The sequence below is a fragment of the Oceanobacillus sp. FSL K6-2867 genome (genome assembly GCF_037963145.1).
In the GTDB taxonomy this organism is placed as follows: Bacteria; Bacillota; Bacilli; order Bacillales; family Amphibacillaceae; genus Oceanobacillus.
Map to the genome: position 1 here is coordinate 2,937,590 of NZ_CP150144.1, position 15,663 is coordinate 2,953,252.

A 15,663-nucleotide genomic window follows, 5' to 3' on the forward strand; every position below is an offset into this window, starting at 1 on the left:
ATTATGTAAATTATAACAAGTTATTGTTAAGAATTCAAAACAATTTGTATTGTTTTTATTTTTAGATATGATAATATTATGATTATATTTGTTATATTATAAAAAAGTCTAACAAATAGGTAAGGTATCCTTCGTGGAAAATATAAAACTCCCTATCAGAATATACAAACTTCTTAGGATACTGAAGAAATTGTAATGAAATTGAAATGGAGGATAAAGGAAGATGGAAGTTTTAAAAGAGCATCAAACCGAATCTGAATGGCCCAAACAACAGAGGAATGCAAAAAAAGGAAAAAAAATCTACAAAGCTGTATGGCGGTGGCACTTCTATGCAGGTATTTTTTTCGCTCCGTTGATTGTCCTTCTGTCTATAACGGGAGGTATTTACCTATTTAAACCACAAATTGAAGATTCTATGTACCATGACCTTTACTATGTAGAAGAAGGGGAACAAAAATTAACACCTACCGAACAAATTACGGAAGTCGAAAGGAACTATCCAAATGCCGAAATAATTAGTTTTACACCTTCTTTTGAAACGGATCGATCATCTGTAGTCAGTATAGAAGATGCTGAAGGAAATATTTCGGTATATGTTAATCCATACAATGGAGAAATTACAGGAAGCTTAAATGAGAATGATCGTTTTATGGCATTCATTAAATTATTACATAATGGTGAGCTGTGGGGTGGTACGATTGGAAATAGGTTGGTAGAGCTTGCCGCCTGCTGGACGATTATCTTAATTATAACAGGAGCTTATTTATGGTGGCCGACAACGTGGAAATCTATTTATGGTACATTTATTCCGAGAATTCGCAAATATAAGGGAAAACGTTTACTTTGGCGTGACCTGCATGCTGTAACAGCTATTTGGTTTTCGTTATTCCTTATTATCCAACTATTTTCTGGACTTATGTGGTCTGATATCTGGGGCGGTATGGCACACCGTGCGGTTGAAACAACAGGCGCAGGTAGCCCGGTCGGAGACCAGCCTTGGGAAACACATGCTTTTCCGGAATCTTCTATTTCAACAAAAGAAGTCGCGGATGTCCCTTGGGCTGCAGAAAACCTGCCAGTACCTAATTCAACTTCGAATGGTGTTTCCACGGTTTCTGCTGAGAAAGTAATGCAAATTGCACAAGAAAAAAATATTCATCCAGGTTACCAAATCGTATTACCTAAAGAAGAAACCGGTGTTTATACTGTTTATTTAGACCCGGCAGAGGTGTATCCAAATCGTCCAAGTCCTCATGCCCAGCAAACATTGCATATTGATCAATACAGTGGTGAGGTTCTTGAAGATTATGGATGGGATGATTATGGTTCAATTGGAAAACTAGTTACCTATGGGATTGCATTCCATCAAGGAGAGTTTGGGATCTTTAATCAACTATTAAGTCTTATCCTGGTAATTGCGATAATTTTAATCCCTGTAAGTGGACTTGTCATGTGGTGGAAGCGAAAGCCAAACGGTAAATTGGGAGCACCAGCACTTCCCGAAAACTTCAAAATGCTGAAGGGGGTAACGATAATTGTCCTTTCATTTAGTATCTTTTTCCCATTAGTTGGACTGTCTCTTCTATTAGTATGGGTCTTAGACTGGTTCGTTATTAAAAGGATTCCAGCAGTAAAACAGTGGCTTAGCTAGAAAGGTATTTTCATTGAAAGTGTAATAGAAAAAAATGCACCGGAGTTTACAAGAAGAAGTCTATTAATTCCAACACTGCTACTTCTATCAATATAGAAACGGATTATAAGCATTTTTTCGTTAGATAATGTTCTGCTTTGTTAAAAATAATAATTGCGATCGGAGAGTGTGAAAATATGTTACCAGTAGAACGAAGAAATCATATTAAAGAATTAATTAAAGAAAAACGTAACATGAAAATATCCGATTTAAGTAATGAACTTGAGGTTTCAGAAATGACTATTCACCGTGATTTAAAGCCATTAATTGAGGAAGGCTTGATTGTGAAGACTTTCGGCGGCATTTCTCTTGTTCAGGATAAACCAGAGAAAGCATCATTTTCTAACTTAGAAGAATGTGCTTATTGCAGTCGTAAAATATATGAAAGATTATCTTACCGCCTTATTTTTCCAAATAATAAAATTGAGATGGCTTGCTGCTGTCATTGTGGCTTGCTGCGTCATCGGCAACAGGAGGAAGAAGTAATCCAAGCAATTTGTACTGATTTTCTCAGGCAAACCGTAATAAGTGCTAATTTAGCCTGGTATGTAATGGATACATCCATTAATATGGGATGCTGCCAACCGCAGCTACTCGCATTTGAGATGCAGGAACATGCCCAAAAATTTGTTAAGGGATTTGGTGGAAAAGTATATACGTTTAACGAAGCAATGGAAGCAATATTTCAGGTAATGAGTGGAAAGAACCAAAATTGCAGTAAAAATCATTAAATAATAAAGGGGGATGAAAGTATGAAATGCCTGACAGCCTTAACGGTTGTTCTTACCCTTTTTCTCGCAGCTTGTGGACAAGATATAGAAACAAATATGTCAGAGGAAGTAGAGAACTTTGAGTATACAACACAAGATAATGAAACATTGTCTTTGGAGGAATTAAAAGGAAATTGGTGGATAGCTGATTTTGTTTTTACGAATTGTACAACAGTTTGCCTGCCAATGACTTCCAATATGACTAAACTCCAAGACAAAATGAAAGAAGAAAAATTAGATGCACAGCTCATCTCATTTAGTGTTGACCCAGAGTATGACACACCAGAGGTATTAACAGCGTATGCGAAAAGTTATCAAGCTGATTTGAGCAATTGGACCTTTTTAACTGGCTATGATTTTCAAACGATAAAAAAGCTATCGATAAAATCATTTAAATCTTTTTTGGAAGAGCCGCAAGATGGCACTGACCAGGTTATCCATGGCACCAGTTTTTTCTTAGTAAACCCAGAAGGAGAAGTTATTAAACGATACAGTGGTGCTGAATCTGAATCAATAGAAGAAATTATTAACGACCTAAAAATATTACAGGAACGATCCTAAATTAAAAGAATGGAGCAAAAATAAAATGAAAAAAACTTATCTATTAATTATATCCTTCCTAATAGCTGCAGCTTTAACTGCATGTGGAAACAGCGGAGAAAATGAGGGAAGTCAAGAATCTGAGGAACTTAAATCACTTGATGTGGAATTTGAAGTTCCTGAAAAAGCTGACGCAGGTGAAACGGTAGAATTAAAGGCAGCCGTTACATACGGTGACGAAAAAGTAAAAGATGCAGATGAAGTAGAATTTGAGTACTGGGAACAAGGAAACGAAGAAAACAGTACAAAGGTAAAAGCTGATAATAAAGGAGATGGCACGTACACTGCAGAAATAACCTTTGATTCAGATGGTATTTATGAAATGTATGCCCACACAACAGCTAGAGATTTGCACACAATGCCAAAAAAATCAATTACGATTGGTGAAGGTGCAGGAACTGATACAGATACAGGTCATGAAAATGGGCATCATGATGATGCAGCTGGGCATGAACATTCTGATCACACCGAAGAATTAGGAATACATTTTATGGAGCCAGAAAAAGTCAATGTGAATCAGGAAATCGATCTTACAGTACACTTGCAAATGGACAATGAACCTCTTATGGAAGCTAGTGTCAGTTATGAAATCCTTAATGATAATAATTCAGAAGATCAAGATTGGGTGGAAACGAAAGAAAATGTTTCAGGCGAATACACTGGTTCATATTCCTTTGAAGAAGATGGTATATATACAATGGTCGTCCATATTGAAAATGACCAGGGTTTGCATGAGCATAAGGAATATCAAATTGAAGTGAATCAATAGAGGTTTAAAGAAATTTGCTTGGTATTCAAGAAAATGAACCTTGGAAATTGAGAAAGAGGCAGGGACAGGTTAGTGCGTCATTCGTCTTAACATTAAACACTTTTGTTATGTCTCAGCCTCTTTTTAGAATGACATTCGCATTCCAATGAGTATCTTAAATTGCACGTGCTCTTTAGCTGCCATTCTCTTTCTTAATCTCATCCAAATAACTATAAATCGTAACCCTCGACGTATTTAATTTCTCAGCCACCTTATCAATGGCTCCTTTAATCAGAAAAATCCCTTTTTCATCCATAAATTTTACGATTTGGATTTTGTCTTTTCGCTTCAGGCTTTCCACTTCATAACCTTTAATAATAGAATCAATGATTTCATCTGCAATCTCAACAACGTTGTCCTTTTGCACTTCAGCTGCTGGTTTGACATACTCTTCTCCAAATGTCATCATATCTTCCACGAATTCTCTCACATGGGAAAGAGAATTTAAACGATAATTAATACATAATGCGCCTTTCACTTTTCCAGCTGCATCTCGAATAAGGGATGTAGAAGATTTTATTGATTCTTCATTATGGTCATATGTCTCGTAACCTGCCACAAAGTCTTCATTAAATTGTCCTGACAGTAGTACCTCTCGAATCAGATGATCAAAGGATTGACCAACCTTTCTTCCAGTAACATGATTGTTAATAGCGAAAATTACAGAGTTTTGCGGAGTCGTTAAGTCATGAACAACAACCTCACAGTTTCTACCGAACGTTTTAGCGATCATTTTTGCTGCAGTTATATAAGGATAGAAAAAATCTTTAGACATTAAAATCACAATCTCCCTAGAAATAAAGCCTATAATTTTTTATTGACGTTTATTTGTTTTATAGATAAAGTTATATGTATAGTGTGTTTTTAACTAATTATATATAAAAAATTATAGAGAATCAAGTGTTGGAGGTGATTATGCATGAAGGTAAAATACAAATGCAGCAGATGCGGTGAGATTCACGATCCGCAAACGCTTATTTACCGATGCCCATGTGGAGGATTGCTGGATATTGCGGAGTTTGATATTGATTTTCCACTTGATAAAATTAAGCAACGAACGCCTTCACTCTGGCGTTATGAGGAAGCATTACCATTCAGTAAATCACAGCAGGTTACGTTAGGGGAAGGCTTTACATCAATGGTTACAATGGATAATTCTGATAACGTTTTCCTTAAAATGGATTATATGATGCCTACCCTTTCATTTAAGGACCGTGGTGCATCCATGCTCATTACAGCGGCCAAAGCTTTACATGTAAAACGGATTGTAGCAGATAGCAGTGGTAATGCAGGAACTGCAATTGCTGCCTATGCAGCTAAAGCCCGTATAAAATGCGACATATTCGTTCCAGCCAGTACTTCGCCAAATAAATTATCACAGATTAAAGCGTATGGAGCAAAATTACATTTAATCCCTGGAACGAGAGAAGATACGGCGGATGCTGCAATAAAAGAAGTTGAAGCAAGCGGAAGTTTCTATGCAAGTCATGTTTACAATCCATTTTTCTATCAAGGAACAAAAACCTATGCCTATGAAATCTGGGAAGATATGAATGGGAATGTTCCAGATGCAATTATTGTCCCTGTTGGAAATGGCACACTGTTGTTAGGGACTTATTATGGTTTTAAAGACTTACATGATAAAGGTTTAATTCCTAGTATTCCTAAATTTATTGCCGTTCAAGCAGAAGGATGTGCACCATTATTTAAAGCTTTCCAATCGGGAGCGCAAGAGATAGAGCCTCTAGAACCGAAAGAAACCCAGGCAGAAGGTATTGCGATTGCCAATCCGGCAAGACATCATCAAATATTGCAGGTCATAAAAGAAACCGGTGGAGAAATGATAGCTGCACCAGAGCAAAAGATTGAAGATGCGAGACAAGAGCTGGCATATAAAGGCTTCTTCGTTGAGCCAACATCTGCTGCAACGTATGCAGGCTATCTTACATATGTCGCACAGCAAGGCAATCCTATAAAAAATTTAACGACAGTTATTCCTTTATGTGGAGCAGGTCTCAAAGCAATTAAGTAAATAAAAAATGAATTGGGGGAAGTTCAAATGAAGCCAGTCCATACAGAATATTCGAAGCAGCAGGGTGGCCATTACGTTCCTGGGATGGAATATAATGGAGTGCTTTATATATCCGGGCAATTATCGAAAGATCCGCAAACAGGTATGGTTCCATCAGGTGGTATAAAAGCCGAAGCTGAACAAGCATTAGCCAATTTAGAGTTGGTTTTAAAGGCACGCAGCCTAGTGCGGGAAGATGTTATTTTTTGCAGAGTGTACACACCCGATGTCGTATACTGGGACGAAATTAACGACGTTTATGCAAAATTTTTTGGTGAACATAAGCCGGCGAGAGCCATTGTGCCTACCAATCCTTTACATTTTGGCTGCTTAATTGAGATAGAGGCAATGGCAGCAATTAAGGAGGTAGAATAAATAAATGCATTATAAAGAAATGGATACACCTGCACTATTAATTGATCAAGACATTCTAATGAGAAATATTAAAGATATGCAAGCATATGCGGATAAGCAAAACGTGAAATTGCGGCCACATACCAAAACACATAAAATGCCAAAGCTTGCACTATTGCAAGAGAAGCATGGTGCTTCTGGAATTACGGTCGCAAAAGTAGGAGAAGCAGAAGTAATGGCTCGACACGGTTTAGACAATATTTTTATTGCCAATGAGGTAGTGGGGAAACAGAAAATCCAGCGAATAAGGGAATTGGCGAATTCAATTAATATATCATTTGGAATTGATTCCGTTTATCAGCTAAATGAAATAGAGGAAGTATTTGAAGGAGCAACAAATAAAGCGCAAGTGCTGATTGAGATAGAAGTAGGAGAAAACAGATCTGGTGTTATAGAAGAAGAGGTGTTTAGAGAACTCGTGAACGCGGTGAAAAATAGCAGCAATGTAAATCTGAAAGGTGTATTTTCCCACGATGGCCACACATATGCAGCAGAGAATGTGGAGCATTGTAAAGAGCTCTATACTGCTAGTGCAGAAAGAACATTGCATTTTGCAGGAATTTGTACAGAATTAGGAGTTTCACCTGAAGTAGTAAGCATCGGTTCTACACCGCCATTTTTATTCGGCTTTGACATTCCAGAAGGTGTAACGGAAATCAGACCTGGCACCTATATCCTAATGGATGCATCCCAGTCGAATGCATTCGGAAGTTTTGAAAAGGCTGCCGCAACTGTTCTTACCACCATCATAAGCAAGCCAACAGGTGAGCGTGTCATTACTGATGTAGGAGCAAAAGGAATCACTGCACAAAAGCGAACAAAAGGGATTACCGCAACAACTGGCCTGGGCAAGATAAAAGAATATGAAGATGTCCATGTTGATGGTGTTTTTGACGAGCATGCAATTATTTATAATAAAGCATTCAGTGAGCAAGTAAATATAGGTGATAAGGTACAAATTATACCGAATCATATTTGTCCCGTGTCTAATTTGCATGAGAAGGCTTATTTAATTCAGGATGGGAAGGTTATGGATGAGGTAATTGTGGAGTGTAGGGGGAAGCTGCAGTAAATTAAAAAATTTGTACCCCCTGCAGACAAGCATCAGCGATACTACTTTATATGGCTGCAATTAGATGAAATTGGCTTTTATAAAGTAGTACGCATTATAAATTTGCGGCTGCAGGGAATGATTCGGATTGCATTTGTTTTTTGGACGTATTTAGGTATTTATCCCATGAAATCAATACGCTGCATGCGTTGAGCTGCCGATTCAATTTATAAATATATGCTTTTACTGCTTTATTGTGTTCATTTGTCAGCTTGCTTGCAACAGACGCAATTGCTTTGTACCAAGTTCCTTCAATTTTTATGGAAATAGGATGGTTTCCTTCAGCAGGCAGCGGTATGTCCGGATGAATAGTTATATCTGCAATTTGGTAATCTAAAAACGTTGTACGAATATTTTCACGGGTAATCATACCTTTTGTTTGGTATACACAAGTAAGCATTGTATCTGTATTATTCATCAATATTCCTCCTTTAAGTTTATTTGTGAAGTATATCACTTAATTATATTATATATGAAAGCGTATTAATGTAAAGGGGTTAACGGAAAATAGAGCTTTTAATTATGACCAATTTGTGAAGTTGGGAACATAATTGGGAAAAAGGGGAAGTAATGCGCTTCTCTTGATAAATCCATCTTTATATATTGCTTCTGTTCGGTTGTGACTTTATAGTAGCAAACTAATATTTCACCAACATTGATAGAAGGTAAAAACTATGTAAATAAAATACTGAGAAAAAAGGGGTGGTTATTTAGGGTGATAAAAGTTTACTAGATTTTTACTAGTGTGTAACTTCTTTTAGATATCTATCATTTACCCTATTAGTGTAGTAAAAATTTGAGGGGAGCTGTTTGGATGTATAAAAAAATTGGTGCCGTCGTTCTAAGTGCATCACTTGTATTATCAGGTTTAAGTTTAGGAACTGCAGATGCCGCTAAACCGAATTCAACTAGTAAAAATGGGAATAAAAAGGTAGAGAATGTTATCTTTATGATCCCTGATGGTTTTAGTGCAAACTATGCGAGCAACTACCGTACATATAAGGGAGAAGAGGCTGTTTGGGATTCACATTTAAAGGGGATGTTCTCGACATATTCTGCTAACTCTGACATTACAGATTCTGCTGCTGCAGGAACTGCCATGTCTACAGGTGAAAAAACGAATAATGGTGTCATTGGTCAGGATCCAGAAGGAAACGAGCTTGAGACAATCTTAGAAGCTTCACAGGAAGAGGGAAAGGCATCTGGCCTTGTGGCGACCTCGACAATCACCCATGCAACACCAGCTTCATTCACAGCACATGTTGATAGCCGAAATAACGAAACAGAGATTGCTAGACAAATGATTGCAAATGAAGTAGATGTTATTCTTGGTGGCGGGAAAAACAATTTCTTACCCGACTCTGAAGGTGGAAATCAACAAGAGCTTAACTTAATTGATGAGGCTGAAGAGCAAGGATATGAATTCGTTGAGACGCGTGATCAATTACTGGATAATAAACGAATTGCGGTTAATAAGGGAGAAAAGCTTTTAGGCTTATTTGCAGATGATGCACTTGCTCCAGAGTTCCATCGCGCGGAAACAGAAGAACCAAGCCTTGCTGAAATGACCGAATCTGCAATTGATATTCTGGAAGAAGACAAGGACGGATTTTTCTTAGTTGTTGAAGGAAGTCAAATTGACTGGGCAGGACATGCGAATGATGCAGCCTGGGCAATGTCAGATGTTGCCGCATTTGAAAAAGCAGTTGAAGAAGCAATCGACTTTGCTGAAAAAGATGGTAAGACACTTGTCGTTGTTGGCGGTGACCATGACACAGGAGGAATGACGACTGGTTCAAATGGTTCTATGAATTTAAATGCTGACCTATTAACTAATGTAACTGCAACAGGCGATTACATGGCAGCTCAATTAAACGAAGACCGCTCGAATGTTAGTGAGGTTTTGGAAACACATACTGGATTTGAATTAACGGAAGAAGAAGTTCAAGCAATACAGCAGGCTGAAAATGCTCCGCTTGCCATCAATAAAGTGGTAAGTGATCGTGCGAATGTTGGATGGACAAGTACGAACCATACTGGCGCTGATATTCCAGTTTATGCTTACGGTCCACAATCCCATAAATTCGCGGGATTTCATGATAACACCGACCTTCCAAAGATTATGGCTGAGGCAATGAAGCTGAAGGAGAGATAAGAGGGCAGAAACAGCTCTATAGCTTCACTTTAGCATTATACACAAATATTAAAACCAGGTCCAAAAAGGAACCTGGTTTTAATATTTTATATGTTGACAGTGACGTCTGCGTTTTTACGCAGTTTCTCAACAAGCTTTTGAGCTGCTTCGCCTTCTTTTTGCATTTTTATTTGTTCTTCAAGATTAGGTTTCATTTCCTCAAAAGATGGGACTTCTGCTTCCTCTCCACCCATTTGCTCCTGTTGAGTTTTCATTTGATCATAAGCTTCTTTTAATTCTTCCTCTGTGGGCTTTGTGTCACCAGACTCGTCTGCAATAAGCTGGTCCACTTTTACTTGCGTTTCAACCTGGGTCATTACCTCTTCTTCAGGAAGACCTTGTTCTTTAAGAGCGGCCATGAATTCTTTCTTCGATTGAAGCCCATTTTGTTTTACCAAATCATCCACTGTTTTATTGACGTCTTCCTCCGAAGCGGTAAAACCACGGTTGTCCGCTTCCTGTATGAGAAGTTCCGAACCAATCATGCTTTCAGCAATTTGCTTCTTTAATTGATCCTGATCAAGCTCTTGTCCAGTCATCTGTGACTGCATAGCCATTTGCTGAAATTGCGCTTGGTACGTAGTTTCAAATTCTTCCTTGCTTATTTCTTCTCCATTTACTTCTGCAACTACTTCCGGAATATCTTCCAAGTCAGGTTTAGGCATCTCCGGCTGTTCAGCACCTTCACCGTCTCCCTGAGCTTCTTCTTGTGTTTTTGATTCCTCTTTATCGTCTTTAGCCTCCTCATCCCCATTACTGCAAGCAGTTATGACAAATACGGATAAGGCGAGGGACAAACCTAATAACCATTTTTTACTCATGTAACATTCTCCTTTTATTTGAAGATTTGGTTTAGTGTAACATAACATTATTGATTGTACTAACGATAGCTATAAGAATGATTATATATCACAGGATATTATTTTATCCGTTCATTTAAAAAGTATGATAAGTTTTACTGCTAAATCTTTTATTTCATAGTCCCGCCAGTTTCTTTAATAAACTGCCACATATAATTGTAAGGAGAACAGGATTTATGAATTTGGAAATAGACAGAAGGAAAACGATAATTGACAAGAAGTTGGGAATTAATCAAAATTCGAGTATCGTAAACGAATGTTTGTTGCCTGTCTTGTTTGGATAAGTATAATGAAGAGTGGTACCTTCACCAACTCTTTGTGGAGCGTACCACTCTTTATTAATTTATTGGTCTTGTTCCAGCTTCCTTATTTAGATTAATGGAGAACATTCACATAGCTGATTTGATCATTCCAACCATCACCTACATATGGGATATCCTGTCCTGGAGGGAATGTCTTGCATGGTTCACCAGCATAACTGTCATAACAAACCTGAGTTCCACTGCTGGCTCCCGCCGTTTTCATGGAAGAAATGGTATCGTTATAGCTAAAAGGGATGTTCCATTCATAGCCGACACCTTGCTGGAACAGAAATCCTTGAAAGTTAGCATCCCTGAAAAATTCACTTACACCGGAATCACTCTTTATGCCAATATCTCCATTAGCTGGTTGTTCTTCTTGCCACTTTTCGGCAAATTCTTTCTGTGCATTCTTATAATCTGCTTTTGAAGTGTACCCGTAAACACTTCCATCTGTATCAATAATGGTATACTTTGCTGATTCTTTGATTTGATTGAATTTCTCTTCATCCTCAGTCTTGGAATAGTCAACACCATCTACCGTGATATTCTCTTTGTTTTCTATTACAACGTTCTCTTCGGCTTTCTTCTCATTTTCAGCATTTACAACAGAGGGCAGTATAGATGAAACAGCTAAAATCATCGTTAATCCAAGCAATCCGGTGGCCTGTCTTCTGAATAACTTGTCCATCATCATATTCTCCTCCTTTGTGAATTTCATCTTTCAGCTTTAGAGTACAACGCTGAGAATGTTTTTCCAACCCGACAAATTATTTATTTCTTGGGTCTGTGGATTAATTCTATTCTATTGCTCCAAATGAACTAGCTGTAAGATTTGATACGTAATTATAAACGTTTTTCAGTCTATTTTTGACTGACTCCCGACAGCAAAAAAATCCCTGGTTATGGTCAAGAACGAGGGATTCTCATATCGAATATCAAATAGTGTACTAGTATTAGGATCGGTCTAGCTATTTATCTTTCAGCCCAGAGTTTCATTGGATCTGCTTGACCTTCACGCAATGGCATTCGTATCACGGATAAACTGCGTTCCGTTTTCGATTTTTTAAGATCATCATAAATCTCTTTTGATTTACCTAATCCTGCTTCTCCTGCTTCTTCAACCGCTGCACAATAAAATACCTGGTCGATGCCTGCAAAGTACATCGCTGTTAGGCACATTGGGCATGGTTCTCCGCTTGCATACATAACATAACCAGATAGGTTGTTCGTTTGTAATTTCTCTTGCGCACGTCGGATAGCAAGTAATTCCGCATGGCCGCTGACATCAAAATTTTTGTGCAGTTCATTCACGCCATCAGCTATAATATTATTATCTTTTACGAGTACAGCACCAAATGGCTGCCCGCCATCCTGAACATTTTCGGTTGCTAGTTCAATTGCTCGTTCCATGAATTTGTCCATTTTAAACCTCCATGAATGTATGATTTAATTTTACTGTACTTAAGTCTTGTAAGGATTTCAATTTTTTAGATTAATAACAGGTCGAGTAGATATAACTGTTCCAGCTTATCTAAATCATATGCTGATAGACTATAAAGATCCATATTAATTACCTTCTTTTAGTGTGGAAGTTTGCGGATTTTCTAGTATAAAAAACGAAGAAGCGCTCAGCACGCTTCCTCGTCTTTTTTCGTTTACGCATTTTTTGCTGCTTCGAGTGCTTTATCGTAATCAGGATGGTTGGTTGCCTCACTTACATATTCCACATAAGTTACTTTATTATTAGCATCTACTACAAAAACAGCTCTTGCTAATAAACGCAGATCTTCGATTAATACACCATAGTTTTTACCGAAATCAGCATTGCGATGATCTGATAAAGTATCCAATTGGTTTACACCATTGGCTGCGCACCAACGTCCTTGTGCAAAAGGTAAATCCATACTGATGGTTAGAATTTGGACATTTGGAATCGTGTCTGCTTCTTTATTAAAGCGAATCGTTTCCTCAGAGCAAACACCAGTATCAATCGATGGAACTGCAATAATTAATTTCACTTTCCCTTTGTAATCATCCAACGTTACTTCTTTTAAATCATTAGATAATACAGTGAAATCAGGAGCTGTATCACCAACCTTAACTTCATTTCCTAGTAATGTAACTGGATCTTGATTAAATGTAATCGATGCCATGAAAACTTCCCCCTATAAAAAATTATATTTGAAAGTATTTAATTTGTTTCTTGATGCTGTTCTATTGGATGGTAAAATTAAATAACTTTGCTGCGGATTTTAACAGCCACATGATTTCCGGATTAACATGGAAGGTGGCAATTCAATATGACTCATGTAATTTGGATTATTAATTTTATTTAATAACACATCAAACGCTGTTCTTCCAATTGTTTCAGGTGGCAAGAGAATATTAGTTACGGGCGGGTCGATAATATGAGATGATGAAAAATCACCGAATCCAATAATTGCAATATCATCCGGAATACTTAAATTTAATTCCTTGATTTTGCTTATTGCACCAATCGTCATTAAATCATTTTGAACGAAAAGTGCCGTAATTTGCTTATCTTTTGCAAGCAGCTCTTCTGTTGCAGCAGCTCCGCCCTTTACCTTTGCATAGCCTTGGATAATATAATCCTCGTTTACTGGAATATTAAACTGCTTCAGCGCTTCTTGGTAGCCTCTGATCCTATCGTTTGTTGTCGAGACATTTGGATAGGCATAAATGAAGCCTATTCTTTTGTGACCATGCTTTACAAGGTGCAATGTAGCATCGTATCCCAATTGATAATTATCCCCGGTAACTCTAGGGATATTTTTTATTGAAGTCTCATAACGGTTTACCATGACAATTGGAAAATTATCGTTTGTATACTTTTGCAGGTATTGAATATCACCTGATGTCGGTGAAAGGATAATACCGTCAACAAGCTTGGAATGGAGTAAATTAATTGTCTTTTCTTCGTAATCACGATCTTCAGTTGTATTAACCAATAGCAAATTGTATCCCATTTCTTTGGCACGCTGCTCAATAGCAAAAATCATTTCAGTTACAAATGAATCAGGGAAACTGGACACGACTAGTCCCGCAGTCTTTGTTGATTGCTGTCTCAAGTTCTTTGCCGCAGAGTTAGGCACGTAATTATACCTTTCAATAACTTGCAGCACTTTGTTTCGAGTTGTATCTGAGATGTGTTTTGTATTGTTAATAACATGCGAAACGGTTGCAACAGAAACCTCAGCCTCTCTTGCAATATCTTTCATTGTTGTGACTTCTTTTTTCATTTTATCTCCTCTTATTAAAACAATTAACCTTGACTAGATTTACATAATATCTTACATGAGATTATTTTCAGATTCAACTATTATATTTTCAGAAAGCGTAAATAACATCATGATTTTACTTATATTATACAATGCCTTGCTAAGGTAATTGATTTAATTAAAACCATCATCCAATAAAGATTAACATTTTGACATAAAAGCGTTTCCATTATAATATTGGTTAAACGATTAAATAAGAGTAAAACTTTTACATTTTGATACGAAATTCAATCCAAGAAAAGTCTCTAATTGTATAGTGATTGAGATTATTGGTATCAGGATGCTTGTCGCGGGGAGAAGTGGAAATGATTTGCGTCTTCCATAACGGCTTTCGTCTTCTATAGTCATATCAAACCATTTGTTTTTCTGATTAATCGTTAGGTAGAGGAGTGTAATAAAAAATTCATAAAGGATGTGCCGAACATGAAAGCTGCGTTATTTGATGAAATTAAGAATATTAGTCTCATTGATAAGGAAATGCCGTCTGTTGGATCGGACGAAGTGTTGATTAAAGTACTTCAAACAGGAATATGCGGATCGGAAATACATGCATACAATGGCAAGCATCCATTTAGAGAGCCGCCAAGTATTTTAGGGCATGAAGTTGTTGGTGCTGTATTCAAACTAGGTTCTGATGTTAATGGATTTAATGAGGGGGATATTGTAACCGTTGAGCCTCAATATGGTTGTTTTGACTGCGAATATTGCAAGCGGGGTGACTACCATCTATGTAATAATAAAACTATTTTAGGAACCTCAAAGTGGGAAGGGGCATTTGCAGAATATATATCAGCACCAGCTTCAACAGTATACAGGCTTTCGGAGGACATACCATACAAGGTTGGTGCTCTTGCAGAGCCGCTGGCGGTTGGAGTTCATGCTGTTAAAATTGCAGGGATAGAAAAAGGGGATAAAGTAGCAATTCTTGGATCAGGTCCAATAGGTTTATTGACAGCAGTAGCAGCTAATAATGCCGGGGCTGATCGCATTGTCATTACAGATACATTAAAACATAATTTAGAAGCAGGTAAGGCATTAGGTATGACAGATACGGTAGATATAGGGGAATGTTCTTTAACAGATTATGTGAAAGAACATCTGGGAAGTGTGGATAAGGTTTTCTTAACGGTAGGTTTTGAATCGGTTGTAGACGATGCTTTTGAAATTATTTCTAAAAAGGGAAAGATGATTTCCATTGCTATTTTTGAAGGCAAAACGGGAGTGGATTTAAATAAAGTGTTTATGTCTGAAATTCAAATTCTTGGGTCGTCAATGTACATAAGAGAAGATTTTCAAGAAGCTATCAACATCATTTCGCAGCAAAAATATCCATTAGAGGTTTTAACAGGACACTCTTTTAAGTTGGATGAAATAAACGAAGCTATGGAAGCTGCGGCAACAAAAAAGGATAATGCCATTAAAGTGTTAATTGATTTTCCTTGACGATAAGTTTTCCCAGAAAAATTGTATCGTAAGGAAAGTGGATTGCTTTAAACTTCTGGTTCACATACTCAATTTGGGTAACCAAGATTATTATTTAGAAA

At 37.3% G+C, this 15,663-nt stretch carries 16 protein-coding genes; 9 read left to right on the plus strand and 7 right to left on the minus strand.

The window, feature by feature from the left end:
- The first annotated feature begins 223 nt into the window (after positions 1-223).
- From NSQ77_RS14275 to NSQ77_RS14290, 4 genes are all read left to right on the plus strand, one after another.
- Positions 224-1,651 carry a PepSY domain-containing protein gene (locus NSQ77_RS14275; protein WP_339226705.1) on the plus strand — a complete coding sequence of 476 codons (1,428 nt, stop codon included), beginning with the start codon at positions 224-226 and terminating at the stop codon, positions 1,649-1,651.
- A gap of 176 nt (positions 1,652-1,827) precedes the next feature.
- Complete coding sequence (locus tag NSQ77_RS14280; RefSeq protein ID WP_339226706.1) at positions 1,828-2,421, plus strand: DeoR family transcriptional regulator; 594 nt, start codon at positions 1,828-1,830, stop codon at positions 2,419-2,421.
- A gap of 21 nt (positions 2,422-2,442) precedes the next feature.
- The gene (locus tag NSQ77_RS14285; protein WP_339226707.1) at positions 2,443-3,021 is read left to right on the plus strand and encodes an SCO family protein; all 579 of its coding nucleotides are present in this window, start codon (positions 2,443-2,445) and stop codon (positions 3,019-3,021) included.
- A gap of 25 nt (positions 3,022-3,046) precedes the next feature.
- Positions 3,047-3,829 (plus strand): FixH family protein, encoded by a 783-nt coding sequence (locus tag NSQ77_RS14290; RefSeq protein ID WP_339226708.1) that lies wholly within the window; start codon positions 3,047-3,049, stop codon positions 3,827-3,829.
- A gap of 172 nt (positions 3,830-4,001) precedes the next feature.
- On the opposite strand, the gene NSQ77_RS14295 is transcribed toward NSQ77_RS14290, so the two are convergent.
- Positions 4,002-4,643 carry a PAS domain-containing protein gene (locus NSQ77_RS14295; RefSeq protein ID WP_339226709.1) on the minus strand — a complete coding sequence of 214 codons (642 nt, stop codon included), beginning with the start codon at positions 4,641-4,643 and terminating at the stop codon, positions 4,002-4,004.
- Positions 4,644-4,787: 144 nt separating this feature from the next.
- On the opposite strand from NSQ77_RS14295, the gene thrC reads away from it, so the two are divergent.
- The 3 genes from thrC to NSQ77_RS14310 are packed head-to-tail and all read left to right on the plus strand — an operon-like array spanning position 4,788 to position 7,425.
- A complete protein-coding gene (gene thrC / locus NSQ77_RS14300) occupies positions 4,788-5,900 on the plus strand; it encodes a threonine synthase (protein WP_339226710.1) in 1,113 nt (370 codons plus the stop codon).
- A gap of 27 nt (positions 5,901-5,927) precedes the next feature.
- On the plus strand, positions 5,928-6,314 hold the full coding sequence (locus tag NSQ77_RS14305; RefSeq protein WP_339226711.1) for a RidA family protein: 387 nt from the start codon (positions 5,928-5,930) through the stop codon (positions 6,312-6,314).
- Between the two features lie 4 nt (positions 6,315-6,318).
- Entirely contained in the window at positions 6,319-7,425 is a 1,107-nt protein-coding gene (locus NSQ77_RS14310) for a D-TA family PLP-dependent enzyme (RefSeq protein WP_339226712.1), read from the plus strand.
- Between the two features lie 94 nt (positions 7,426-7,519).
- Here the strand turns inward: NSQ77_RS14310 and NSQ77_RS14315 are convergent, their stop codons facing one another.
- Positions 7,520-7,882 carry a riboflavin kinase gene (locus tag NSQ77_RS14315; protein WP_339226713.1) on the minus strand — a complete coding sequence of 121 codons (363 nt, stop codon included), beginning with the start codon at positions 7,880-7,882 and terminating at the stop codon, positions 7,520-7,522.
- Between the two features lie 396 nt (positions 7,883-8,278).
- On the opposite strand from NSQ77_RS14315, the gene NSQ77_RS14320 reads away from it, so the two are divergent.
- Positions 8,279-9,619 carry an alkaline phosphatase gene (locus NSQ77_RS14320; protein WP_339226714.1) on the plus strand — a complete coding sequence of 447 codons (1,341 nt, stop codon included), beginning with the start codon at positions 8,279-8,281 and terminating at the stop codon, positions 9,617-9,619.
- An 86-nt stretch (positions 9,620-9,705) separates the two neighbouring features.
- On the opposite strand, the gene NSQ77_RS14325 is transcribed toward NSQ77_RS14320, so the two are convergent.
- The 5 genes from NSQ77_RS14325 to NSQ77_RS14345 all read right to left on the minus strand — a co-directional run bounded on the left by NSQ77_RS14325 (position 9,706) and on the right by NSQ77_RS14345 (position 14,080).
- Positions 9,706-10,479: a SurA N-terminal domain-containing protein gene (locus NSQ77_RS14325; protein ID WP_339226715.1), complete on the minus strand. Its 774-nt coding sequence runs from the start codon at positions 10,477-10,479 to the stop codon at positions 9,706-9,708.
- Between the two features lie 414 nt (positions 10,480-10,893).
- Positions 10,894-11,511: a hypothetical protein gene (locus NSQ77_RS14330; protein WP_339226716.1), complete on the minus strand. Its 618-nt coding sequence runs from the start codon at positions 11,509-11,511 to the stop codon at positions 10,894-10,896.
- A gap of 281 nt (positions 11,512-11,792) precedes the next feature.
- Positions 11,793-12,242 carry a nucleoside deaminase gene (locus NSQ77_RS14335; protein WP_339226717.1) on the minus strand — a complete coding sequence of 150 codons (450 nt, stop codon included), beginning with the start codon at positions 12,240-12,242 and terminating at the stop codon, positions 11,793-11,795.
- A 233-nt stretch (positions 12,243-12,475) separates the two neighbouring features.
- Positions 12,476-12,973, minus strand: a complete 498-nt coding sequence (gene tpx, locus NSQ77_RS14340; protein WP_339226718.1) for a thiol peroxidase — start codon at positions 12,971-12,973, stop codon at positions 12,476-12,478.
- 99 nt (positions 12,974-13,072) lie between these two features.
- The gene (locus NSQ77_RS14345) at positions 13,073-14,080 is read right to left on the minus strand and encodes a LacI family DNA-binding transcriptional regulator (protein WP_339226719.1); all 1,008 of its coding nucleotides are present in this window, start codon (positions 14,078-14,080) and stop codon (positions 13,073-13,075) included.
- Between the two features lie 462 nt (positions 14,081-14,542).
- Here NSQ77_RS14345 and NSQ77_RS14350 point away from each other — a divergent pair, with 462 nt between their 5' ends.
- Positions 14,543-15,562 (plus strand): alcohol dehydrogenase catalytic domain-containing protein, encoded by a 1,020-nt coding sequence (locus NSQ77_RS14350; RefSeq protein WP_339226720.1) that lies wholly within the window; start codon positions 14,543-14,545, stop codon positions 15,560-15,562.
- The last annotated feature ends 101 nt before the right edge of the window (positions 15,563-15,663 follow it).